Genomic DNA, 23667 nt, shown 5'->3' with positions numbered 1-23667 from the left:
AATCTACTGAAAGCATACGGTTTTATTGGCAGCATGAGTCGTCTGGGAAATTGTTGGGATAATGCGGTTGCGGAAAGTTTCTTTGGCAGCCTCAAGCAGGAACGCTGCCAATGGCGGCATTACCAAACCCGCCATGCAGCACAGCAGGATATTTTGCAGTATATCGCCGTGTTTTATAATAACCAAAGACTGCATTCATACCTGGATTACAAAAGTCCGAATCAATATGAAGCAGAAGCAGCAAAATCGATAAAAGCAGCTTAACTGAGGTGTCCGATTTTACTTGACCACGTTAAGGTGGTGATCCGCTCGGACGGGGAGAGCAGCAGTCCGACCGCACGCGGCCAGTTCGACAGCCCCATGCTGGTGGCGCTGGCACGGGCCTTCTACTGGCAACAGTTACTCGACGACGGCGTGGTGACCAGTGGCACCGACATCGCCCAGCGCGAAGGCCTGCACCACTCGACGGTGAACGAACTGCTGCGCCTGACCCTACTGGAGCCCGCCATCATCCAGAGCATCCTGGCGGGCCAGCAGCCGCGATGCATGAGCCTGATCTGGTTCCAGCGCAATCCGCTGCCGCTGGACTGGATCGAGCAGCGGCGGGTGGTCGACGGGTTCGATGCGTAGCGGTTTGGCCGCGTATCGGTGGCCATGGTTGACCACAGAAAGGCCGCGCCAAGTCTCTGTAAATGCAGGGTTCGGCCTCGCGACTACCCGCAGGGCAAACAGAGAAAAGAGACTGGGCTGGCCGGGAAACGGGCCGATTCGGCACATCCGAAGGGGATGGCACCCGCAGGGCCAGCGCCCGGAACCCCGCGCCACGCGGGGATGCGCGCAAAGAAAAAGGGCTCGGAGATTATCCGAGCCCTTGCATATGGTGGAGGCGGCGGGAATTGAACCCGCGTCCGCAAGTCCTCTACAGACAGTTCTACATACTTAGCCATGTTGTTTAATTTAACCTAGCATCCGCCAACCGGCAAGCTGATGATAGGCGAGCTACCTATTTTTTAACGCTTTGTAAAGTAACCCTGCAAAGCGCGATCCTCGTTAGTGACTCCACTGTCTGTTGCCAGACCCAGCGTTGAGGCCCACTGGCGTGGAGTTTAGCCGGATTAAGCGGCTAAAGCGTAGTTTTCGTCGTTTGCGACTATTTTTTTCTCAGCTGTTTTACGAGGGTACTGAACCTCGGTATGCCCTGCGCTGCTTTGTAACCCACGTCGAAACCGGATCGCCCCCGAACATGAATTCTTAATATATAAGAGCTGGTGTGGCTCAGAAAGTTCAACCGGAAAATTGTAACAGATTAAATATACCGTAATAGATCACCTGGGTGGTTAATTAGTTCAAATGCTCCCCATGTTTCCGGTGGATCACCGGTACCGAGATAGCCATAAAGCGCTACAATCGGTTTTACTCCAGCAGCAAGACTGGCTTGCACATCACGAATATCATCTCCCAGATAAATACAATGATCAGGAGCTGCGTTTATCTGACGACAAGCAGTAAGTAATGGTTCCGGATGAGGCTTGGTGTAGATAGTATCATCTCCACTGATAATACAGGCTGCACGGTGATGTAATCCAAGCAGGTGTATGAGCGGCCGAGTGAATCTTGCTGGCTTATTAGTGACGATTCCCCATGGGATGGCCTGATCATCCAGTTGTTCCAGTAATTCAGGGATACCTGGAAACAGGCGAGTATCCTGGCAAAGTTGTTCGGCATAAAAGGAGAGAAACTCCTCCCGCATGACTGGGTAACCAGGATCATCCGGTTTCAAACCAAAACCAAGATTCAACAACCCACGTGCACCAGCAGACGCAACGGTACGGATCAGTTCGATCGACAGAGGCGGCTGATCACGCGCAATACGCTGCCGGTTGAGTGCGCGGCCAAGATCCGGTGCTGTGTCCGCAATGGTGCCGTCGAAATCGAACAGGACAGCTTTTCTGATCATCAGGAATACTTGATGTGCTTGTATTAAATCAGGCTTGGAATGTCATGATGTAGTTGACACTGGTATCAGCTTCCAGAGCATAGATTTTTGTGATTGGATTGTAGGTCATGCCGATAATCCCGGACTCTATCAATCCGGCAGTACGCGCCATGCGCGCCAGTTCAGAAGGTTTAATAAATTTTGCGTACTCATGCGTTCCTCGTGGCAGCAATCGAAGAATATATTCAGCACCAATGATGGCATAAAGATACGCTTTCGGATTACGGTTCAAGGTCGAAAAAAATACCCATCCACCATTTTTTACAAGACGGGCACATGATTGAATGACGCTGGCAGGATCCGGCACATGTTCCAGCATCTCCATGCAGGTAACAATGTCATAATGCTGAGGAAGTTCCGACGCAAGCGCTTCCACAGTTATTTTACGATAATCAACCTGATGGCCACTTTCCAGAAGATGTAATTTTGCTACTTTCAGCGCCTTGTCGCTCAGGTCAATCCCCGTCACCCTGGCACCGCGTGCTGCCATGGATTCGGATAATATCCCGCCGCCACAACCGACATCGACAACTGTTTTTCCATCCAACCCTGCAATTTCGTCAATATAGTTCAACCGAAGCGGATTGATTTCATGCAACGGTTTGAATTCACTGTTTGGATCCCACCAGTGATGCGCCAGTTGACTGAATTTCTCCAGCTCCATTGGATCTGCGTTGATGCCATCATTTTTCATACAATAATTTGCCTGCAAATTTAACTGAAAAGATACTTCTGCCAATAACTGCATCCCTGAACAGTTTAGCTTTGTTCAGGGTATCAAGTTCTCGATTACCCGGCAATATCCGCTTGAACGATCAATGATTAATCGGACAGGGTCACTTTTCATGCTTTCATAGCAAAAAGCCCTGCACGCTGGCAGGGCTTTTAGGTGATCCACGTTGAATGCGCGGTAAATTTTAGTTAATGGTTTCTCTCGTACCAGCCACTTCAATTTCCACACGACGATCCGGTGCCAGGCAATTAATTAATGTTCTGGTTGCTTTAGTGCCCTGGCAAGAATCACCGGTAACCGGATTGGCTTTACCTTTACCATCGGTAAAGATACGATCTGCACCGATTCCCTTGGAAACCAGATAGTTTTTGACGGCTTCTGCGCGTCTTACAGAAAGTTTCTTGTTATACGCTTCCGAGCCGATGCGGTCAGTATAGCCTACAGCAATGATCAAATCGTAATTCACCCCTTCCAGGTTTCTGGAAAAATCATCTAGCGCCTGCATACCGGCTGGTTTCAGAACAGCCTTGTCAAAATCAAACAATGCATCTGCCGAGAAAGATACTTTCTCAGGTTCAGTCACGACCGGCACTACCGGTGGCGGGGCCTCAACAACTTGCTCTGGTTGCTTGACCAGATCAGGATCACATTCATAAATAGCCTTGGCAGGTGTCCAGTAGCCGGTGCGCCAGCATAGGCCTGTTGAGTTTCTGGCGACGACCCCGTTATCATCCACAGCATAAGCTTCAGCTTTATCTGCCGCGCTGAAGCCTTGTCTTTGTTCTTCATGTAAATCAGCCATTACAATCCCGGATGCCAGCAATCCGGGCAAAATAACGGCTCCCATCAGATATTTCCTGGCTAATATCATTTTTTTCATGCTATTGTCCTTGTTCTTAAGTATAAAAACCTGTATCACAACCACCCACGATCACTTTTTTATACGATCATTCATACTGTTACGACTCTCCCGCTCATCGTAATCAGATCAGCATTGCTCGCATACTACCGGCAACGATTATGAGTTGATCCTTTTATCTTTGTCAAACCGAAGTGTATCTTCCGCACAACACTGTATCAAACCACATAGCCCAATGTGGACAAACCTTCGGGCGCTTTTAACGATACATGCTCCATAAACGGCGCAGCAATTACAGAGTTAACCAAGATTGTCTTTTTAGCCGAAAAATCTGGCAGAGCAGGTAATATAATATGCAAATCTGATAATAAATATTGCCGTGACCCCAAATAATACATATCCAGTTATTGAGGCGGATGGTTTAAAACGCTGCTTCGGCCGTCGTGTTGTCGTGCACGAGGTAAACTTGAAATTAGGCTGCGGGGATGTCCTCGGATTTCTGGGTCCAAATGGTGCCGGCAAAAGCACCACCATGCAGATGTTAACCGGCAATCTCGCACCCGACAGTGGGAGCGTCCGGATTTGCGGGGTAGATTTACTGAAAAATCCACTTGAGGCAAAACGTTATATTGGTTATCTGCCTGAAATACCTCCTCTCTATAAAGAATTGACGGTAGATGAGTATTTACAGTTTGCTGCTCGGCTGCACGGTCTTGCTAACACATCGGTACAGATCGCACTGGATGAGGTAAAACAACAATGTGAACTGAGTGATGTGGGAAAGCGGCTGATTGGTATTTTGTCGAAAGGCTATCAACAGCGGGTTGCAATTGCCCAGGCAATTATTCACCGGCCACAACTGATTATTATGGATGAGCCAACCGTCGGTCTTGATCCAAACCAGATACAAAAAGTACGCGCACTGATTCGCGAACTCGGTAAAACTCACGCCATCATTCTCTCCTCCCACATCCTCTCGGAAGTAGAAAGTGTATGTAATCGTGTACAAATCATGCACCAGGGCAGGCTGGTACTGGACGACAATCTGGACAACCTGAAACAGCGAAATATGAACCTGGAAAATATATTTACGCAACTCACGGCAGAGAATGCACCTGCCTGGGAATGGGCGCAATGACGATGTTTACTATCGCCAGCAAAGAACTCAAGTTGTTATTCGTATCATCGCTAGTGTGGGTTTTTCTGGCAGTGATGCAACTGGTGCTGGCCTGGGTATTTCTGGGGCGACTAAATACCTTCCTCGAAATACAGCCTCAACTGGCACAGCTCGCCAATCCACCGGGTATAACTGAAGTAATCGTGGCACCGGTATTCTCCATAGCATCCATCGTACTCCTAGCGGTAACCCCCGTACTAAGCATGCGTTTATTCGCAGAAGAGCGCCGTAACCATACGCTGGTCATGCTGATTTCAGCACCAGTTTCCATACCAGCCATCGTGCTGGGCAAGTTTCTGGCACTCATGATTTTTTTCTGTCTGATGCCGCTGTTAATAGTCATGCTATCCATTTCATTATTGACAGGGGGCATGCTGGATTTCGGGCTGCTGGGCAGTAATGTAATCGGGCTGATTTTGCTGGCAAGCTGTTTCGCTTCACTGGGGCTGTATATTTCCAGCCTCACGTCCTACCCGGCCATTGCCGCGCTGGGCAGTCTGGGGGTGTTGCTGTGCTTATGGGTAATGGATATCGTGACCATCGAATCAGAAAGTGCTGTACGCCATTTTTCCCTGTTCAGACATTTTGAAAACTTCAATATTGGTCTAATCGATACGTTCAGCCTGGCTTTTCTTCTTCTTTTTGCCATCACCTTTCTGGTGCTGACCATATACCATCTGGATGGAGAGCGGCTGAATGGCTAAGTTTCTGATCCAACCGGTTTTTTATGACCACGTTTAACAAAAAATCAGGATTACGATCCCGCTGGCAAAACGGTCTATTCATTGCCTTGTTCCTGGTATTAACGGGCGTGTTGGGTTATCTCGCGCTGGAGTTTCGTACACAGTGGGATCTCAGTCAGAATAATCGCAACAGCTTGAGCCAGGCCAGCATCGATATATTGCAAAAGTTTGACGGCCCGGTACAAATTACCGTTTATGCAACACAACAGGATTTGCAACTGGGCGATATTCGCGGAATCATCAGCAACTTCGTCAGCGTTTATCAACGAATTAAACCGGATCTGATCCTGAATTTCATTGATCCGGTAGAACAGCCGCAGCAGGCGCAAAGCGCAGGTGTCAGACTTAATGGCGAAATCGTCATCAGTTTCAAGGAACGCAAAGAGCGTCTTGCCACCATTAACGAACAGGCATTTTCGAATGCATTGGTTCGATTGGCGCGCACCGAAAAAAAACAGTTGCTGGTATTGTCTGGCCATGGCGAACGAAAAATGGATGGTGTCGCCCAGCGTGATATGGGGAATTTTAACAAGAAGTTGCTGGAAATCGGTTTCGAAAGCAAACCTTTCAGCTTTACCGATCAACCAGAGATTCCAGATACCGGCATACTGATTATTGCATCCCCGCAGACTGAACTGCTGGAAGGAGAGGTGAAAAAGATACTGGATTACCTTGCCAAAGGTGGAAATTTGCTGTGGCTGGTGGATACAGGCCCCCTGCATGGATTGCTGCCGCTGGCTGAAAAACTCGGCATTGTATTGACACCCGGCGTGGTGGTTGATCCCCAGGCAGATCGGCTGAGAGTACCATCAACGTTTGCGCTGGGAACCCTTTACGGCGCACATGCTGTAACAGAAAACTTTGATTTCATTACGGTATTTCCTTTTGCTCGCCAGCTCATCCCCGAGGAAAATACCGATTGGCGCAGTGTCACTCTGGCAGAAGCAGCCCCGCAGGGTTGGGTGGAAACTGGCCCGCTGGAAGGTGAAATCAGTTTTGATGAGGAAAATGATGTTGCAGGTCCGGTGGAGATCGCCGTCGCATTGAACCGGGTGGTAGAAGACCGCGAACAACGGGTTGTCGTCGTTGGCAGCGGACATTTCCTGGCCAACAGTTATCTCGGTAACGGCGGCAACCTGGATTTGGGTATGAATATGATCAACTGGCTCGCCGGAGATGAGTCATTTATCTCGATTCAGCCGCGTGTCACCATCGACAGCCGACTGGAGCTGAGTGAGCTGCAATTAACCCTGATCGCCACTGGTTTTCTCATCGCTCTGCCACTGATATTTCTTGTAAGTGGACTCTTCATCAGCTGGTACCGCAAACGCAGATGACGTGTAATCCAGTTTCTGCTGTTTGCTACAAATTTTTGTCAGATCATGCCAGAACTGCCTGAAGTTGAGGTCACCCGGCGTGGAATAGATGCTTACCTGGCTGGCAGATACATTACACAGGTAAAAATACGGAATTACGTTTTACGCTGGCCAGTATCACCTGAATTGATCACGCTGCTCCCCGGTCAAAAAATTAATACCATCACCAGGCGAGCAAAATATCTTCTGTTTGTTTGTAGCAAAGGCACACTCATCATACATCTGGGCATGTCAGGCAGTTTGCGCGTACTACCTGTATCCACGCCGTCATTACTGCATGATCATTTCGAACTGTGGCTGGATAATGAAAAAATGCTGCGTTTTCGTGATCCTCGGCGGTTTGGCGCAATATTGTGGTGGGACGGGGATGTTCGCCAACATCCATTATTGCAAAAGTTGGGCCCTGAACCCCTGAGTGATACTTTTAATGGCTTGTTTCTGCATGAAAAAATACAAAGGCGCAGTGTCAGTATCAAAGAAGCACTCATGAATCAGCATATCGTGGTCGGCATAGGTAATATTTATGCTAATGAAGCCTTGTTTCATGCCGGTATTTCTCCCCTGATTGCCGCAGGCAGTCTGAGTACGGCGCTTTGTGCGAGATTGGTTGACGCTGTCAAGATGACCTTGCAGCGTGCAATTGAAGCAGGCGGGAGCAGTTTGCGCGATTTTACTGATTGCGATGGTAGCCCGGGTTGCTTTCAGCAACAATATTGGGTGTACGGGCGAACAGGGCAGCCATGCCGGAAATGTGGCGCACTTGTGAGTAAAACTCGCCAGGGACAACGATCCAGCTTTTTCTGTGCGCAGTGCCAAAAATAAAAAAGCCAGTCAAAGATTCAGCTCACGAGCTTAATCAAACCTCATGCTACTGCAACCAGGTATCCAGCAATCGGCGCAGTGATTCAATCGGACGATAACCTGTGGTGATCAAATGGCGATCTGTTCCGCTTTCGGCCACAAGTGCCGGAAACCCGCTTATACCCCATTGTGCAGCACGATGGAAACCAGCCAAAGTTTGTTGTTTCGCCTCTTCCGATTGAAACACCGAAGCAAACTGCAATGCCGATATATCTAGATCAGCAACAAGTTTTGCCAGGACGGAAAATTGCGTCACGTCTTTTTGTTCGACATAAAAAGCGTGCTGTATCGCAGCAAAAAGGGGGAATATTTTTTCCGATTCGATCAGTGACATACTGACAACGCTCCGACAGGCAGGTTCAGTATCGTAAATGAATCCTTCCGGCAGGGCATTTTCAAAGGTAAAAGGCTGGCCAGTCGTGGTATGCACCGTATGCCAATGCTGCAGAATTTGTGCTTTTTTTTCTGGTAAAAGCGGCATATTCGTTCCTGGCCGCAGCCCTCCGGGTATCAACTCTACCGTCAAGGATGCCGAATATTCCTGCCTAATTTGCTCGATAACCGGCGCAAACCCCCAGCACCATGAACACATGGGGTCAGCGATATACCATAGAACCAATTTTTTATACCTGTTGCCAGGAAACATCAGGCAACGGAGCGGCCCGCCCGTTTACGCTCGTGTTCTAGCAGGAAACGTTTACGGATACGGATACTTTTCGGAGTAATTTCAACCAACTCATCATCCGTAATGAATTCAACTGCTGATTCCAATGTCAACTGAATCGGGGGTGTCAGCACAACCGCCTCATCATGGCCGGATGCGCGGATATTAGTCAGTTGTTTACCTTTGATAGGGTTAACGACGAGATCATTCTCACGGGTATGTATGCCAATCACCATCCCTTCATAAACCGGCTCACCGGGGCTGACAAACATGCGGCCGCGCTCCTGTAGCTTCCAGAGCGCGTAAGCCACTACCTCACCATATTCTGCCGAGATTAGCACGCCATTTTTACGTGAAGCAATATCCGGCCGCATCGGTGCATATTCATCGAAGATATGGCTTATGATGCCAGTGCCGCGCGTCAGTGTCATAAATTCGGATTGGAATCCAATCAGGCCGCGGGCAGGAATACGATAATCCAGCCTGACCCGGCCACGCCCGTCACTTATCATATCCAGCAGATCACCACGGCGTGTTCCCAATGTCTCCATCACCGCTCCCTGGTGGGTTTCATCGATATCAATCGTCAATATCTCGAACGGTTCGCACTTAACGCCATCAATTTCCCGGATAACCACCTTGGGGCGAGACACCGCCAGCTCATAACCTTCCCGACGCATGTTTTCAAGCAGAATTGTCAAATGCAGCTCACCACGCCCGGAAACAAGAAATGAATCGGTTTCGCCGGTTTCTTCCAGCTTCAATGCAACATTGGTCAGCAATTCTTTTTCAAGGCGCTCGCGCAACTGGCGGCTGGTAATAAATTTACCCTCCTTGCCGGCAAAAGGTGAAGTATTGACCTGAAAATTCATTGAAAGCGTTGGTTCATCAACCTTTGGCATCGGCAAAGCTTCCGGGCGATCAGTATCCGCCAGCGTCGTGCCAATACTGAGCTCATCAATCCCGCTGATCAACACAATTTCGCCCGCAGCTGCTTCACTCAACTGAACCCGATCCAGTCCGCTAAAAGCAGATATCTGGTTGACACGCGCTTTTTTCGGTGTTTGTCCACCCGTCATTACCATCACTTCCTGCCCCGATTTCAGACGACCCCGGCTGATTCTGCCAATACCAAGACGCCCAACAAAACTGGAATAATCAAGCGCACTGATTTGCAGTTGCAGCGGCTGATCAGGATCTCCTGTCGGTACGGGAACATGCTTGAGTATCAGATCAAACAGCGGACGCATATCGCTGCCAGGTTGTTTGGGATCCAATGTGGCATAACCGTTGAGTCCGGAAGCGTAGATCACCGGGAAATCCAGTTGTTCTTCGGTAGCATTCAATTTATCGAACAAATCGAATGTCTGGTTCACCACCCAGTCCGGCCGGGCACCGGGGCGGTCTATCTTGTTAATCACCACAATCGGGCACAAACCGGCTGCCAGCGCCTTGCGAGTGACGAAACGGGTTTGCGGCATAGGGCCCTCAACCGCATCCACCAGCAACAACACACCATCCACCATCGACAGCACACGCTCGACCTCTCCGCCAAAATCGGCGTGGCCCGGGGTATCCACAATATTGATATGTACGCCGGCATAGTCGATTGCACAATTCTTGGAAAAAATCGTGATTCCGCGTTCGCGCTCAATATCATCAGAATCCATCACCCGTTCAGCAATGGTCTGGTGAGCAGCAAAGGTGCCGGCCTGATGCAGCAGCTTATCCACCATCGTGGTCTTGCCATGATCCACATGGGCGATAATGGCGATATTACGGAGCAGGCGTGTCATAATTGAAAGTTCCTCGGAAATCGGCCCGGGCAATCCCGGATAAACTGTTGATTATAACAGTGTTCGAACTGTCAGACTGACCGGGGTATTATCTATTTACAATGGAATTTGTTTCAAAACTCGGGAAAAGGCATGTTTACTGGAATCATCAAAGCGGTTGGCCGTATCAGGCACGTCTATCCCAAAGAAGACGCTGTTCGTATCCATATTGATCCCGGCAAGCTGGATCTCACAGATGTCGCCATTGGGGATAGTATTGCCGTCAATGGCGCCTGTCTGACACTTACTGCATTTGAGGAAGGGTGCTTCACCGTCGATGTATCCGGTGAAACATTGAGTTGTACACATGGTCTGGATATTCCCGGCAATCCGGTCAACCTGGAAAAAGCGTTGCGATTTTCCGATCGGCTCGATGGTCACCTGGTCAGCGGGCATGTGGAAGGAGTCGGCGAAGTTGTACAATTCACACAAGCAGGTGATCGCTGCCTGCTGGCAATCCAACCGCCGCCACAATTGTTTAAATATATTATCCCCAAGGGGTCAATTACGGTCGATGGCGTCAGTCTTACGGTGAATCAGGTGGCATCTGAACGAGTTGAAATCAACCTTATTCCCCATACATTAGCCAATACAACTTTCAAACAGTTTGAGCCCGGCAAAAAAGTGAATCTCGAAACAGATATGATAGCGAAATACGTGGCACGTTTACTCGATCAGGCACAAGGCAAGCAATCATGACAATCTCATCGATTGAAGAAGTTCTGGTAGACTTCAAAAATGGAAAGATGGTTATCCTCATTGACGAGGAAAATCGTGAGAATGAGGGCGATCTGGTACTGGCGGCTGATTTTATTACGCCCGAAGCAATCAATTTCATGGCCAGATACGGCAGGGGATTGATCTGCCTGACATTGACAGAAGAGCGTTGCCGTCAGCTTAAGCTGCCCATGATGGTTGCCGACAATCATTCGCCATTGGGCACCAATTTCACTGCCTCCATTGAAGCAGCCAGCGGTGTAACAACCGGAATTTCCGCTGCCGATCGCGCCCGTACTGTTCAAACAGCCGTCCAAGCGGATGCTAAACCAGAAGATCTGGTTCAACCCGGCCATATTTTTCCGCTCAAAGCGCAGAAGGGTGGGGTGCTGGCACGCGCCGGCCATACCGAAGCTGGCTGTGATCTGGCGCGGCTGGCGGGTTTAACCGAGGCCGCAGTGATTTGCGAGATTCTGAAAGAAAACGGTGAAATGGCAAGGCTGCCAGATCTAATCGAATTCTCCGATGAGCACCATCTCAAGATCGGGACAATTGCTGATCTCATTCATTATCGCCGTCTCACAGAAAGCCTGGTCACACGAACGACTGAACGTCCCTTACAAACTGCTCACGGAGAATTCAGACTGATTGCCTACCATGATAAGATTGCCGGCGTCACTCATCTCGCGCTGGTAAAAGGGACATGGAATACCGGTGAGGAAATACTGGTACGAGTGCACGAACCGCTGACGGTGATTGATCTGCTGGAAATTGATGATTACACTCACTCCTGGAGTATTCATGATGCAATGGCAGCCATCACACATGCCGGAAAGGGCGTAGTCGTGCTGCTACAGCGCAAAAATGATGCCAGCGTGTTAACTGAGCGGATTCTGCAAACCACACCGCATCCAGCGGATAAACCCGTATCGGATCTGCGCCATCATGGTATCGGTGCGCAGATTCTTAAAGATCTAGGAGTCAGTAAAATGCGCCTGCTGGCAACCCCTCGCAGAATGCCTAGTATGACCGGCTTTGGTCTGGAAGTTACCGGGTATCTGGAACCGGAAGATCGCGATCGCGTGTAAAAATCTGTTCAAAGTCTCGATCAAGGGATGCAAGGCAAGGCAAAATTGAACGAGAAAGCGGAGCATACTTGAAATATGTGAGCATTTTGAGTTCAATTTCAACGCCGTAATGCGCCCTTCCGTGAGCTATTGAACAGGTTCTAAGACACTTTTGCTATCAATTTCCGGCCACAAGGCCAATCAACCAACTTTAAAACAAAGAGCAGAGAGGTACGTCTTTTATGTCCTACTATGACAATATTCTCGAAATAGATTCAGACCTCAATGGAAACGGGCTGTGCATCGGTATTGTCATGAGCCGTTTCAATATTGATACGAGTGAAGGGTTGCTTGGCGCCTGCACAACGGAACTTGCCAAACTGGGCGTGCAGGAAGCAGATATCGTTCTGGTAACTGTACCCGGTGCGCTGGAGATTCCGCTTGCGCTACAAAAACTCGCCATATCTGACCGGTACGATGCCCTGATTGCTTTAGGTGCAGTTATTCATGGTGAAACCTATCATTTTGACGTAGTGGCCAATGAATCGGCACGCGGGCTGATAGCAGTCGGACTGGAATACGACATCCCCATTGCAAATGGCATTCTTACAACGGATAACGAAGATCAAGCCACTGCCCGTATGACCGAAAAAGGGGCTGAAACCGCGCGTGTCGCGGTAGAAATGGCCAATCTGGCATTAACGCTTGGCGAAATGGATCAATCCACCACCTCTTCATGATACCAACAGACACTGCTCCACCATCCAAACCAGCACAAGGACACAAAGGCTATAAAAATCGCCGGCGTCTGTCACGTGAACTGGCCTTGCAGGGAATTTACCAATGGCGTCTTGCCGGGGGAAATGCTCAGGAAATTGACCTGCAACTGCAACAGGTCAATTTTTACAGCAAAGCGGATGGTTCCTACTTTTCCGATTTGCTGCAGGGTGTATTGGAACATTCCCGTGATCTGGAAGCACAAATCCAAGCTTATCTTGATCGGCAGCTGGCAGAACTAAGTCCGGTGGAATGTTCGATTCTCCTAATTGGTACCTATGAAATGGTGCATCATCCTGAAATACCCTGTCGGGCTATCATCAATGAAGCGATAGAACTGGCCAAGAGTTATGGCGGGACAGACGGGCACAAATACGTCAACGGTGTACTGGACAAACTGGCCGCCCAGTTGCGGGCTGTTGAACTTCAATCCAGCCCCGTCCGGAATAAGGATCCACACTAGATCCGGTCATTACGTCGATAGCAACACCTCTCTAAAAAATTGTTTAACCAAAACAGTCAACAGGAAAAGAGGGGGTGATTTATTTTGCCATTGCAAACGCTGTTTTCTTTTCCTTATCTTCGCGAGCCGCAACCCAGTGTGGCGTGGTAATCTAGTTTCTCTAGCACCATTGCTGCTGGGGGGTTGCTTCCCGCCATCCGTCAACATCACACTCACGGTTGCAGTCCGCAATAATAGCTATCGATTTATCTAACTTTTCATAAATGGTGTAGCTATGAACTCCGAGTTTGACATCATTAATCGCTATTTTTCCCGTCCCGTACGCAACGCGCTGCTGGGGCCGGGAGATGATGCCGCATTAATTACCTGCACACCAGGAATGGATTGGGCCGTATCGGTTGATACGCTGGTCTCGGGACGACATTTTTTCCTCGATATTGAGCCTTCTACACTGGGTCACAAAGTGCTTGCTGTCAATCTTTCCGATATGGCTGCCATGGGTGCTACACCGCGCTGGATAACGCTTTCTCTGACATTAACTGAAACACTCGCACAGGATGATGCCTGGCTCAAGGCTTTTTCCAGTGGGTTTTTCGCGCTGGCAGATCAGTATCAGATCGAGTTAATCGGCGGAGATACCACCAGCGGCCCACTCAATATTGGTGTACAGATCATTGGCGAAGTCGAGCAGGGCAAAGCCCTCCGGCGAAGTGACGCTAAGCCGGGAGATGATATCTGGGTATCCGGTTTTTTGGGAGACGCTGCCCTGGCGCTGCAATTCCTGCAACAGCGTATAACACTGACGGAGCAAGAGGCAACTCCTTGTCTAATCGCATTGTATACCCCCACACCGCGTGTTGTTCTTGGAAAAGCGCTGGTAAATGTAGCGCATAGTGCAATTGATATTTCCGATGGTCTGCTGGCTGATCTCGGCCATATTCTGGAACGATCCGATGTTGCCGCCACAGTTGATTTCGACCGCATTCCCTGCTCTCCGGCATTAAAAAACAAACTGCAACAGGAAAATGCCACTCGGCAATTGGCCATTGACTGTTTATTATCAGGCGGTGATGATTATGAACTGTGTTTCACCGCACCAGAAAACAGGCATGATGTCATTGCACAACTTGCGCAGCAAACGGGCGTGAAACTCTCCCGCATCGGCAAAATCGTGCCGGGAAAAGGATTGGCCGTACTAAATGCCAATGATAACCCGCTAATTTTTAATAATAAAGGCTATGATCACTTCCTTACCCGATGACTATTCACCACGACGTCAAACGCCACTAAAACCAGATATTACCTTTGTGCATGTCCGGCTAGCGCATTTCATTGCAATGGGCGCTGGTGTCGGTCTCATCCGCTTCGCTCCGGGCACTTTTGGCACACTTGCCGCCATCCCTCTTTTCCAGCTTTTGGATTCGATCCTCGAACCCGTTTCAGTGCTGCTGATCCTTGATGTTTTTTTTATCCTGGGGATCTGGGCATGCGCAGTCACCGGACGAGCACTCAATTCACCCGATCATTCCGGCATGGTGTGGGATGAAATCGTCGCCTTCATGCTGGTGCTGTTTTTCACACCAACCCACTGGGTCTGGCAGCTGGCCGCTTTCCTGTTATTCCGGTTCTTCGATATTGTCAAACCTGCCCCCATTGGCTATCTGGACAGCAAACTCAAAGGTGGATTCGGCGTCATGCTGGATGACCTGCTGGCAGCGTTTTATACCCTGCTTTGCCTCGCAGGCTGGAAATCGATGGTGCTGTTCGAAAGCTACTTTTGAGCGCTTACCCAACCATTCCGGATGACGTAACGCTGCTGGAATTCGCCCGCCAAACCGGACAAACTCTCAAAAATAACGGGTTGAAGCTGGTTTCAGCAGAATCCTGCACCGGCGGCTGGATCGGGCAGATCGTCACCGCCATTTCCGGCAGCTCCGCCTGGTATGATTGCGGTTTCATTAGCTACAGCAATTTATCCAAGCAGCAGCTGTTGCGTGTACAACCACAAACGTTGACACAGTTTGGTGCGGTTTCCGAACAAATCGCACGGGAAATGGCGCAAGGTGCGCTCACGATGAGCCAGGCTCAGGTTGCAGTGTCCGTAACCGGCATCGCCGGCCCTACCGGCGGTTCCACAGAAAAACCGGTCGGCACCGTTTGTTTCGCCTGGATACTGGAGAATTCATCTACAACCGCTGCAAACAGCAAAACCTGCCGGTTCCGCGGTGATCGCGAAGCCATCCGGCGACAATCTGTCGCCACGGCACTGCAAGGTATCCTTGAACTACTGAAAAACGCTACGTCTCTATCCCTTACCTAAGCAGCAGGGTATCCCTGGCCATTGAACCTGGAACACAGATTCAATCATCTGTGTGTTTAATTTGTGCCTCTGTTAGAATCAGTGCGGGAAGTCGGTCAGACAGTCGCTGCCTGGTAACAGGGAGAGGAAAGTCCGGGCTCCACAGAGCAGGATGCCGGTTAACGGCCGGCCGCCGTGAGGTGAGGAACAGGGCCACAGAGACGAGCGTATTAAGTTACGGTGAAACGCGGTAACCTCCATCCGGAGCAAGATCAAATAGGCAGATGATGACGCTGCTCGCCGAGTCTGCGGGTAGATCGCTTGAGCATACGGGTAACGGTATGCCTAGAGGAATGACTGTCCATGACAGAACCCGGCTTATCGACCGGCTTCCCCCATAAACAACTTCAATAACAGATTTAAGCAACTTCAAAAAGAAAAAGGGCAGAGTAATCTGCCCTTTCCTACAGTGTGATTAACTAATTGTTAATAATTAGAAATCGTGGCGAACACCGACTGTGTAAACGTTACGGTCAGCATCTACGCCAGGAGCAAGATTTCTATCTTTTACCCAAACGCGCTGATAACCACCAAACAGGCTGGAGCGACGGCTCAGGTTATGAATCACACCGACGGTAATGTTTTCAACGTTACGCTTGGCATAGGTTCCAAATGGCTCAGTAGCCTCACCAGTTTTCTTGGCGACAGCCATACCCCCTTGTGCAACCAGCATGGTGTTACCAATAGTGTAATCTGCACCAACGATCCACAGACTACCGTTACCATTCGGGTTCATAGCGGAGTTACATTGGCCACGACCGTTGTTACCTAGAGCGTTAATATCTCCAAATGCTGCAGCCTGGGTACAAGTAGCTGCCCCACCAAATGGGTTAGCATCAATTACATGCTCATACTGGCCACGCAACCGGAAATCAGCCACGCTGAAAATTGCACCACCACGCCAGATTTGCTCATCTTTTACACCATATGATTTCTGGAATTTACTGACATTATCCCGGGAATAGGCACCAAACACATCTACGCCAACGATATCAAATTGTCCGCTGTATTTAGCGGCAGCCTGGAAATCCCATTCGCCGTTTTCACCACCGGCATTCTCACTGCCAATAGCAGTGGCAGAGCCAGGAAGTCCCATAAAATTACTAGCACCCGTTGGGTCAATTTTGTCGGCATCACCGGGCATCAACAAACCGGCTACGGAGAAACCTTCCACTACTGGTGAATCAAAACGTACTGCACTTTTGACGAAACCGTGCTCACCAGAACCATAACCATTGGCGGAAGAAACCATCAAACCACCGCTACCATTGGCGTGCAGACTGGTTTCAGCAAAGGCATCAACCGTAAGGCCACCGGCGAAATCACGCAACACGGATTGAACGCGACCAAATTTGAGTTCACCCCATTGATCACCACCTAATCCCACCCATTGCTCACGTGCGGTGTTATGAAGATCTCCTCCCGGATTGAGTGCATATTCGATACGACCCAGCGCACGCAGCCCCATACCCAGATCTTCAGCAATCTGCAGACCCCAACGGGATTGCAGTGCATCATCCGCTACAGCGGTCTGTGCATTGAATCCGTCAACATCAATAGTTGCATACTCAGCCTGCAAGCGGCCGAAAATGGTGACATGTGTACCATCGGCAGCGGCAGTGAGCGGAACTGCCATCACGCCAGCGATTGCCAGTGCCATCAGTTTTTTATTCATTTGAAACTCTCCTTAAAGAAAAATATCTGGATCAATAAAGATGGACCTTGATTCTCTATACATCTACATTCTTTACTACTTCCGTTCCTGCCTGATCAGAGGTGTTGCATATCGCATACTTTTCCGAACAGAAGGGTTGAACGGATTGTGCCCAAGCAGAATCTGTTGTGCAACACCAAACCCGATTTTTATACTTTTTTCACTAAATTATGTTGTGTTATTGCAACACTCTGGCTCTATTCATAAAAAAATCTGTTTTTTACTGTGTATAAATCGGGGGAAAAGCTGGATCGTCACAGTCCAACGGACCCAAGAAGAAGTATTTACCGGATTTCACATACATCAGGCGCAGATAAACCAATGGGAGCTTGCTGGTGTGAAGCAGAATGATGATAAGGTGACAAACGCAGCTTTATGCGGGTTTCTCCACGCAAAATACCTCTGGCCGCCGGTGCGAGCTGCAGGGTAAACCGTTCCCCGCCAGCAGTGAAATAACCCAGTGCCAGCAGGTGTCTGAATACGATGCGCCAGCCTTCGATGCTGAGTTCATGACCAATGCCGAAGGTGCTGACGCGATCATGTCCCCATTGCCTGATCCGGTTGGTCTGTTTTCCGGTCAGGACATCAATCAGATATTCCATGCCAAAATTCTGACCTGTCCGGTAAACGCAGGACAGTGCTTTCTGGGCAGCAAGCGTGACATCCTGAACGGGAGTGGTGGTCAGGCAGGCATCACAATTGCCACATGCCAGTTCACTGCTTGAATCAGATGGTTCGCCAAAATAGTCAAGCAATCGTGTTCTGCGACAGGCGGTTGTTTCACACAGCGCCAGCAACGCATCCAGCCGGGCAGTAGCGGCTTGCTGGACTGGAATGGATATTTGTCCTGCGTTGGATTCAGCCTGATAACGCAACCGGATAATATCGCTTGGCCCATACACCATCCATGCATCAGCCGGCAGGCCATCCCGCCCGGCCCGGCCGGTTTCCTGATAATAGCTTTCAATACTTCTGGGCAAATCCAGGTGCGCAACAAAACGGATATCCGGTTTATCAATCCCCAGCCCGAATGCCGAGGTAGCGATCATGACAATGCCGTTCTCCCGCAGAAATTTTTTCTGGTGTTGTGTGCGTACAGGTGTTTCCATACCGGCATGGTAGGCAAGCGCCGGAATGTGATTAGCATTCAGCCAGGCGGCTGTTTCTTCAGTTTTTTTGCGGGATTGGCAATAAACGATACCTGCCTCGCCGGGATGCTGATTGCGGATAAAGTTTAACAGCTGTCGCCGGCTGTTGGATCGGGCGGTAATGCGGTAGCAAAGATTGGGACGATCAAAACTACTGATGAAAGCACGTGCCTGGCCTAACTCAAGACAACGCAGAATATCGGTGCGGGTTCTGGCATCAGCGCTGGCAGTCAGGGCGATACGCGGTACGCCCGGAAATTTCTCCGGCAGCATTGAAAGCCTGCCGTATTCTGGCCGGAAATCGTGCCCCCACTGGGAAACGCAATGCGCTTCATCAATAGCAAACAGGGCAATGGGAATACGCTGCAGCAGCGCGTGAAAGCGGTTGGTCAGTAATCTTTCCGGTGCAACATAGACCAGATCGTAGTTGCCCGCCAGCATGTCTTGTTCGATTACTGCTGCAGCTTTGGAAGTTTGCGTAGAATTAAGATATGTTGCCCGCACACCGCGTTCATGCAATACAGAGACCTGATTTTCCATCAGTGCAATCAGTGGTGAGATGACAATGGCCACGCCATCCCGCAATAATGCTGGCAGCTGGTAGCATAACGATTTACCGCCACCAGTCGGCATTAAGACCAGGCAACTGTTTCCGTTTGCGATATGGGTAATGATTTCAGCCTGCTGCCCGCGAAATTCGGTGTAACCAAAGATTTCTCTGAGCAGAGTTTGTGCACGGACAGCCAGGGAAGTCATTTCCCGTCCATAAAGCGCTCCAGGTCGCGCCGCACACGCTTGGTCGGCCGACCTTTACCAGCGTAACGCGGTGGCGTTGGCTGCGATTTGAGCTCTCCTGCCAGCATCTCGCGCGCTTGTCGGCTTTCTTCTGTTTCTTGATAAAGTAGGCGAGCTTCCGTAGCAGATCGACGCTGATTGGACAATGCCAGCACTTTCACCCGATGATGATACGGCCCGATGCGAATATCGAGCATATCGTCTACGTTCAGGATTCTGGATGGCTTCACCCGCATGCCGTTAATTTGCACCTGGCCACGCTCAACCGCATCAGCGGCTTGCGAGCGCGTCTTGTAAAAACGGGCAGCAAACAACCATTTATCGATGCGGAGTTTCTCATCTGTGGCCTGTGCACTCTTTTCAGTCATGGCATATCCGGGGTGAATAGGTCAATAAAAAGCATAAGCCCCTTGATAAGCATACTGAGCGCAATGCACCAAGTCAGAATAGCGAAACCACGTTCCAGCTTGGCTTCGTCAAAACTGTGAGCATAGTGTTTGCCGATCAGCGTACCGGCAACTGTACCTGCGGTAAAAGGTAAAGCAAGCGGCCAGTTCATAAAGCCCATGGAGGTTGCCGAAATAACGCCCGTCAAGGAGATTAGCGCTGTAATGGAAAGCGCGGTGGCAATCAGGGTTTTCATGGATAAATCTGAGACTTTCCTTAGCGCAGGAATGATGATGAATCCCCCTCCCACACCGAGCAAACCGGATAGAAACCCGGTTGCAGCACCTGAAACCAGCAATCCTTTGGCACAGGGAATGGTCCATATCAAACGGCCGCTTTCCAGATTGAGCTGACAAGGTGGAAAAACAGCTTCTTCCGGCTGTGCAGCAAGATTACTCTTGCGATACATGTACAAAGCCGCATATGCCAGCACAGCAGAAAACAATACCGTCAGCAATGCATCAGAAAACTGCTGCGCCACCCATACTCCGGCAGGCGTAATCAGCATACCAGTACCCGCAATGAGACCAGCTGCCCGGTAGCGAATAATTCTTTGTCTGAGGGATGAATAAGTGGCGACTGCTGCTGATACGCCCACTGACAGCAACGCAACCGGCGCGGCTTCCGCTACGGTTACGTTCAGGCCAAAAATCAGTAAGGGAACGGCAATAATGGTGCCACCGGAGCCGGTTAGCCCAAGTACAAACCCCGTAAAAATACCCGGCAAAATACCCAGCCAGTGAACTTCCATACAGAATCTATTTGGATTCAGTGGATCCAGCCAGCCACTCACGTCCTTTCAGCAGACAATCCCAGTATACCCATGGGAAAAGATTAACTTTCATCCACCAGTATAACTTTCTGGCAATAACCGGGTTAAGCGGAAAAGTTGGCAGCAATTTTCCGCCATAACCAAATTCTGCCAGAACCACTTTGCCATTTTCGACGGTCAACGGGCAAGCGCCGTAACCATCGTAAACCGCGCGAAGTTCACGTCCTTCTTTTGCTGCCAGCAGATTTTCAGCAACGATGACCACCTGTTTTCTAACCGCGGCTGCTGTTTTAGAGTTAGGAGCAGAACAGGCATCACCCAGTGAGAAAACATTGGAGAAGCAAGTGCTTCGCAGTGTTTTGGGATCAACTTCACAGAATCCGGCAGCATTTGCCAGTGGACTGTTGCTCAAGAAATCCGGCGCGACCTGGGGTGGCGTGATGTGCAGCATATCGAACGGCTTATCGACACGGGTAACTTCGCCTGCCTCATTCTTGATTTCAAAGGTAGCAATTTTTTCCGGGCCATTGACCTTGACCAGATTGGAATTGAACACCAGCCCGGCATGATATTTATGAACATACTCCATCAAAGGCGGCACAAACTCGGGAACCCCAAACAAAACTGCTCCTGCCAGATCGAATTCGACATCGATTTTGTCCAGAACGCCATGACGCTGCCAATAATCACAAGATAAATACATCGCTTTCTGTGGGGCTCCAGCACATTTGATCGGCATTGGCGGTTGTGTAAACAGCGCCTTACCACCTTTAAGCTGTTGTACCAGTGACCAGGTATATGGTGCGAGATCGAACAGGTAGTTAGAGGTGACGCCGTTTTTGCCAAGTGTTTCCTGGGCACCTTCTATTTTTTCCCAGGCCAGGCGAATACCTGGACATACGATCAATTGACGGTAGCCAACGGAACGGCCATCTGCCAGATGAACCAGATTTTTTTCAGGCGCAAATTCGGATGCTGCTGCCTTGATCCACTCTGCGCCATGTGGCATGACATCAGCTGTATTGCGAGCGGTCTGATCAATAGCATACGCGCCGCCACCGACCAACGTCCAGGCAGGTTGATAATAATGTTTCTCGCTTGGTTCAATAACGGCAATACGTAGGGATGAACGCCGACGCAGCAGGCTTGCAGTTACTCCTAGACCAGCTGATCCGCCGCCTACCACCACAATGTCAAAAACATCATCCCAGTTGCAAGCTGCGACTGTCTCGGTCTGACGTTTATCTGCCGGTTCACAATAAGTTTCGGCTACATCCTCCACTTTTTCTTGTGTGCCAGTACTGGCAGATGCTGTAGAAGCGTCGGTATTGCGAGTGTACAATGCCTGGGCACGATTACCCGAGCCGCAAAAAGCCAGTACCGGGCCAGGCAGTGTTTGCATCAGTTGGTGAAAAGCAGAACATTTTTCATCTGAAACCTGGCCAACTTCAACCGGCATATAAGCAAACTGCAACCCAGCCGCCTTCGCTGCGTTCTCCAGTGCAGTGTGAGCTGGCTGACTTTCTCCGCCTTCTCCATCGGGGCGATTACAAATAATCGACTTGTAGCCCGCAGCCGCAATGCCAGCGATATCGTCCACGCTAATCTGGCCAGTGACTGCTATTTTTTTATCCAGTTCTTTCCATTTTGTTTCAGGGGTGACACTCATAATGATTTCTCCTTACTTTTGTTTTTTATTACTGTCGATTTGATAGCGGCTTCGTATCGGTATGTAGTGTAACTGCTCCAGAGACTGCTCCAGAGTTGAATTCCAAGAGCTTAATCCTGCTCTTGCGGATGCCGTTTGTCAGCGTGAACATTGCTGGTGGAACGACATGATTCGTCGCAACCATTTGTGTCATCTGAAATTGGGTAATTTTCATTTCCGCAGTATAAATCAAACAGTGTGCTAATGATTTGCACTGCTTCCCGGCTGGCAAGACTGTAATAAATATATTTTCCCTGGCGTTCCGTGGAGACAAGCCTTTCCTCTCGCAGCACAGTAAGTTGCTGCGACAAGGTAGGTTGCCGGATACCCAATAATTGCTCCAGTTCGCCGACATTCTTCTTTCCCTGTATCAACTGACACAGGATCATCAGCCGGTCTTCATTAGCTAGAATTTTCAGCATGGAACAGGCTTTGATTGCAGCAGCCTTTTTTTCCACCATGGCCGACAGAGCCTGTTGCAGGTATGAATCTATCATTCTCTGCCAATATTTTTTTGTTGTCGATCATTTGGTTTTGAAACAGCCTGACGGTATTTTTCCAGTCGATCGAAAATGATCATACCCAGCAACATAGCCACCATAAATATGATGGCTCCGGAATGACCCGATGCAGCCAGAACCAGACTTGGCCCCGGACAAAGACCTGCCAGTCCCCATCCTGCACCAAACAACAGACTGCCCAGGATCAAACGGCGGTCAATCGTATGGGAAATGGGCAAATGAAGCGGTGCGGACAATAGCGTTTGGCCACGTTGTTTTGCTGCCCTGAAAGCAAGAAATCCGATGCTGATCGCGCCCAGCATGACAAGAGCCAGTGAAGGATCCCAGGATCCGGCAACATCCAGAAATGCTAATACCTTTGCAGGATCTGTCATGCCAGAAAGGATCAACCCCAGACCAAAAATAAAACCGGAAAGTAATGCAGCTATTAAGATAAGCATATATTTTCCTCTCAAAATTGAATGCAGCGCTAGCTCAAGCTGTGGCGAATAATGTAAACCACGCCCATTCCCATGGCCATAAACGAAATTGTTGCCACCACTGAACGTGGTGAAAGACGCGATAGACCACAAACGCCGTGACCGCTGGTACAACCAGAACCATAACGAGTCCCAACTCCGACCGCCAACCCAGCCAACGCCAGCATTGCATAACTGGTTTCGACATGAACTGGAGGCAGTTCGCCCAGCCAGCGCCATAACCACGGAGCGAGCAATAATCCAATAACAAACGCCGCTCGCCAGGCAAGATCTCCTTTACGTAATTCGATCAACCCGCCAACGATACCGGATATGCCTGCAATCCGGCCTGCAACGAGCAGCAGCAGCGTAGTTGCCAGGCCAATAATCATGCCGCCTGTGAATGCGCTAACCGGGGTAAATGATTGCCAGTCAATCATAAGTTTTCCTCCTTGACAGATAAATTATCCTAACACA

At 49.7% G+C, this 23667-nt stretch carries 26 protein-coding genes and 2 other RNA genes; 14 read left to right on the top strand and 14 right to left on the bottom strand.

Features of this window, described 5'->3' with window-relative positions:
* Positions 1-264, top strand: a 264-nt coding sequence (locus tag ABF86_RS05195) for an IS3 family transposase (protein WP_160803389.1), incomplete at its 5' end; no start/stop codon positions are given.
* 96 nt (positions 265-360) lie between these two features.
* Positions 361-630: a hypothetical protein gene (locus tag ABF86_RS05190; RefSeq protein ID WP_204987565.1), complete on the top strand. Its 270-nt coding sequence runs from the start codon at positions 361-363 to the stop codon at positions 628-630.
* Between the two features lie 248 nt (positions 631-878).
* Here the strand turns inward: ABF86_RS05190 and ssrA are convergent.
* The 4 genes from ssrA to ABF86_RS05170 all read right to left on the bottom strand — a co-directional run bounded on the left by ssrA (position 879) and on the right by ABF86_RS05170 (position 3609).
* Positions 879-1239, bottom strand: a transfer-messenger RNA (tmRNA) gene (ssrA, locus tag ABF86_RS05185).
* A 67-nt stretch (positions 1240-1306) separates the two neighbouring features.
* Positions 1307-1957: an HAD-IA family hydrolase gene (locus ABF86_RS05180; protein ID WP_074684576.1), complete on the bottom strand. Its 651-nt coding sequence runs from the start codon at positions 1955-1957 to the stop codon at positions 1307-1309.
* Between the two features lie 28 nt (positions 1958-1985).
* Entirely contained in the window at positions 1986-2690 is a 705-nt protein-coding gene (gene ubiG / locus ABF86_RS05175; protein WP_074684660.1) for a bifunctional 2-polyprenyl-6-hydroxyphenol methylase/3-demethylubiquinol 3-O-methyltransferase UbiG, read from the bottom strand.
* A 223-nt stretch (positions 2691-2913) separates the two neighbouring features.
* Positions 2914-3609, bottom strand: a complete 696-nt coding sequence (locus tag ABF86_RS05170) for an OmpA family protein (RefSeq protein ID WP_074456412.1) — start codon at positions 3607-3609, stop codon at positions 2914-2916.
* Between the two features lie 358 nt (positions 3610-3967).
* Here ABF86_RS05170 and ABF86_RS05165 point away from each other — a divergent pair, with 358 nt between their 5' ends.
* From ABF86_RS05165 to mutM, 4 genes are read left to right on the top strand one after another with little or no spacing between them, the layout of a single operon-like run.
* A complete protein-coding gene (locus tag ABF86_RS05165; protein ID WP_074684577.1) occupies positions 3968-4726 on the top strand; it encodes an ATP-binding cassette domain-containing protein in 759 nt (252 codons plus the stop codon).
* The gene (locus ABF86_RS05160) at positions 4723-5469 is read left to right on the top strand and encodes an ABC transporter permease subunit (protein ID WP_011635470.1); all 747 of its coding nucleotides are present in this window, start codon (positions 4723-4725) and stop codon (positions 5467-5469) included. Before ABF86_RS05165 ends, ABF86_RS05160 begins: the two co-directional genes overlap by 4 nt.
* Positions 5470-5492: 23 nt before the next feature.
* On the top strand, positions 5493-6845 hold the full coding sequence (locus ABF86_RS05155; RefSeq protein WP_074684578.1) for a GldG family protein: 1353 nt from the start codon (positions 5493-5495) through the stop codon (positions 6843-6845).
* 45 nt (positions 6846-6890) lie between these two features.
* Complete coding sequence (gene mutM / locus ABF86_RS05150; RefSeq protein ID WP_074684579.1) at positions 6891-7706, top strand: bifunctional DNA-formamidopyrimidine glycosylase/DNA-(apurinic or apyrimidinic site) lyase; 816 nt, start codon at positions 6891-6893, stop codon at positions 7704-7706.
* Positions 7707-7752: 46 nt separating this feature from the next.
* On the opposite strand, the gene ABF86_RS05145 is transcribed toward mutM, so the two are convergent.
* Positions 7753-8337, bottom strand: a complete 585-nt coding sequence (locus tag ABF86_RS05145; protein WP_240142231.1) for a DsbA family protein — start codon at positions 8335-8337, stop codon at positions 7753-7755.
* A 53-nt stretch (positions 8338-8390) separates the two neighbouring features.
* Entirely contained in the window at positions 8391-10205 is a 1815-nt protein-coding gene (gene typA, locus ABF86_RS05140) for a translational GTPase TypA (RefSeq protein ID WP_074684581.1), read from the bottom strand.
* Positions 10206-10337: 132 nt separating this feature from the next.
* Between typA and ABF86_RS05135 the strand changes: the two genes are divergently transcribed.
* From ABF86_RS05135 to rnpB, 8 genes are all read left to right on the top strand, one after another.
* The gene (locus tag ABF86_RS05135; RefSeq protein WP_074684582.1) at positions 10338-10943 is read left to right on the top strand and encodes a riboflavin synthase; all 606 of its coding nucleotides are present in this window, start codon (positions 10338-10340) and stop codon (positions 10941-10943) included.
* A complete protein-coding gene (ribBA, locus tag ABF86_RS05130) occupies positions 10940-12049 on the top strand; it encodes a bifunctional 3,4-dihydroxy-2-butanone-4-phosphate synthase/GTP cyclohydrolase II (protein ID WP_074684583.1) in 1110 nt (369 codons plus the stop codon). Before ABF86_RS05135 ends, ribBA begins: the two co-directional genes overlap by 4 nt.
* Positions 12050-12270: 221 nt before the next feature.
* On the top strand, positions 12271-12768 hold the full coding sequence (ribH, locus tag ABF86_RS05125) for a 6,7-dimethyl-8-ribityllumazine synthase (protein ID WP_011635477.1): 498 nt from the start codon (positions 12271-12273) through the stop codon (positions 12766-12768).
* A complete protein-coding gene (gene nusB, locus ABF86_RS05120; protein ID WP_011635478.1) occupies positions 12765-13268 on the top strand; it encodes a transcription antitermination factor NusB in 504 nt (167 codons plus the stop codon). Before ribH ends, nusB begins: the two co-directional genes overlap by 4 nt.
* Positions 13269-13542: 274 nt before the next feature.
* Positions 13543-14529, top strand: a complete 987-nt coding sequence (thiL, locus tag ABF86_RS05115) for a thiamine-phosphate kinase (protein ID WP_011635479.1) — start codon at positions 13543-13545, stop codon at positions 14527-14529.
* Positions 14507-15049 (top strand): phosphatidylglycerophosphatase A, encoded by a 543-nt coding sequence (locus tag ABF86_RS05110; protein ID WP_011635480.1) that lies wholly within the window; start codon positions 14507-14509, stop codon positions 15047-15049. The genes thiL and ABF86_RS05110 overlap by 23 nt, the downstream gene beginning before the upstream one ends.
* Positions 15046-15588, top strand: coding sequence for a nicotinamide-nucleotide amidohydrolase family protein (locus ABF86_RS05105; protein ID WP_074684584.1), 543 nt, complete (start codon positions 15046-15048; stop codon positions 15586-15588). The genes ABF86_RS05110 and ABF86_RS05105 overlap by 4 nt, the downstream gene beginning before the upstream one ends.
* Positions 15589-15675: 87 nt before the next feature.
* Positions 15676-15964, top strand: an RNA gene (gene rnpB / locus ABF86_RS05100) — RNase P RNA component class A.
* A gap of 96 nt (positions 15965-16060) precedes the next feature.
* Here rnpB and ABF86_RS05095 read toward each other — a convergent pair.
* From ABF86_RS05095 to ABF86_RS05060, 8 genes are all read right to left on the bottom strand, one after another.
* On the bottom strand, positions 16061-17302 hold the full coding sequence (locus ABF86_RS05095; RefSeq protein WP_011635482.1) for a porin: 1242 nt from the start codon (positions 17300-17302) through the stop codon (positions 16061-16063).
* Positions 17303-17625: 323 nt separating this feature from the next.
* Positions 17626-19245: a DNA helicase RecQ gene (recQ, locus tag ABF86_RS05090; protein ID WP_011635483.1), complete on the bottom strand. Its 1620-nt coding sequence runs from the start codon at positions 19243-19245 to the stop codon at positions 17626-17628.
* Entirely contained in the window at positions 19242-19652 is a 411-nt protein-coding gene (locus ABF86_RS05085; RefSeq protein ID WP_074456184.1) for an RNA-binding S4 domain-containing protein, read from the bottom strand. The genes recQ and ABF86_RS05085 overlap by 4 nt, the downstream gene beginning before the upstream one ends.
* A complete protein-coding gene (locus ABF86_RS05080) occupies positions 19649-20482 on the bottom strand; it encodes a sulfite exporter TauE/SafE family protein (RefSeq protein ID WP_011635485.1) in 834 nt (277 codons plus the stop codon). Before ABF86_RS05080 ends, ABF86_RS05085 begins: the two co-directional genes overlap by 4 nt.
* 7 nt (positions 20483-20489) lie before the next feature.
* Entirely contained in the window at positions 20490-22172 is a 1683-nt protein-coding gene (locus ABF86_RS05075; RefSeq protein WP_160803488.1) for a bifunctional protein tyrosine phosphatase family protein/NAD(P)/FAD-dependent oxidoreductase, read from the bottom strand.
* A gap of 110 nt (positions 22173-22282) precedes the next feature.
* On the bottom strand, positions 22283-22672 hold the full coding sequence (locus tag ABF86_RS05070) for a metalloregulator ArsR/SmtB family transcription factor (RefSeq protein WP_204987566.1): 390 nt from the start codon (positions 22670-22672) through the stop codon (positions 22283-22285).
* Positions 22673-22704: 32 nt separating this feature from the next.
* Complete coding sequence (locus tag ABF86_RS05065; RefSeq protein WP_074456186.1) at positions 22705-23172, bottom strand: YeeE/YedE family protein; 468 nt, start codon at positions 23170-23172, stop codon at positions 22705-22707.
* A 29-nt stretch (positions 23173-23201) separates the two neighbouring features.
* On the bottom strand, positions 23202-23630 hold the full coding sequence (locus tag ABF86_RS05060) for a YeeE/YedE family protein (protein WP_074456187.1): 429 nt from the start codon (positions 23628-23630) through the stop codon (positions 23202-23204).
* Positions 23631-23667 lie beyond the last annotated feature (37 nt).

The sequence above is a fragment of the Nitrosomonas sp. GH22 genome, assembly GCF_009833115.1.
Taxonomy (GTDB): Bacteria; Pseudomonadota; Gammaproteobacteria; order Burkholderiales; family Nitrosomonadaceae; genus Nitrosomonas; species Nitrosomonas eutropha.
The sequence above is the reverse complement of the archived record's forward strand: the minus strand, read 5'-3'. Positions and strand labels throughout refer to the sequence as shown.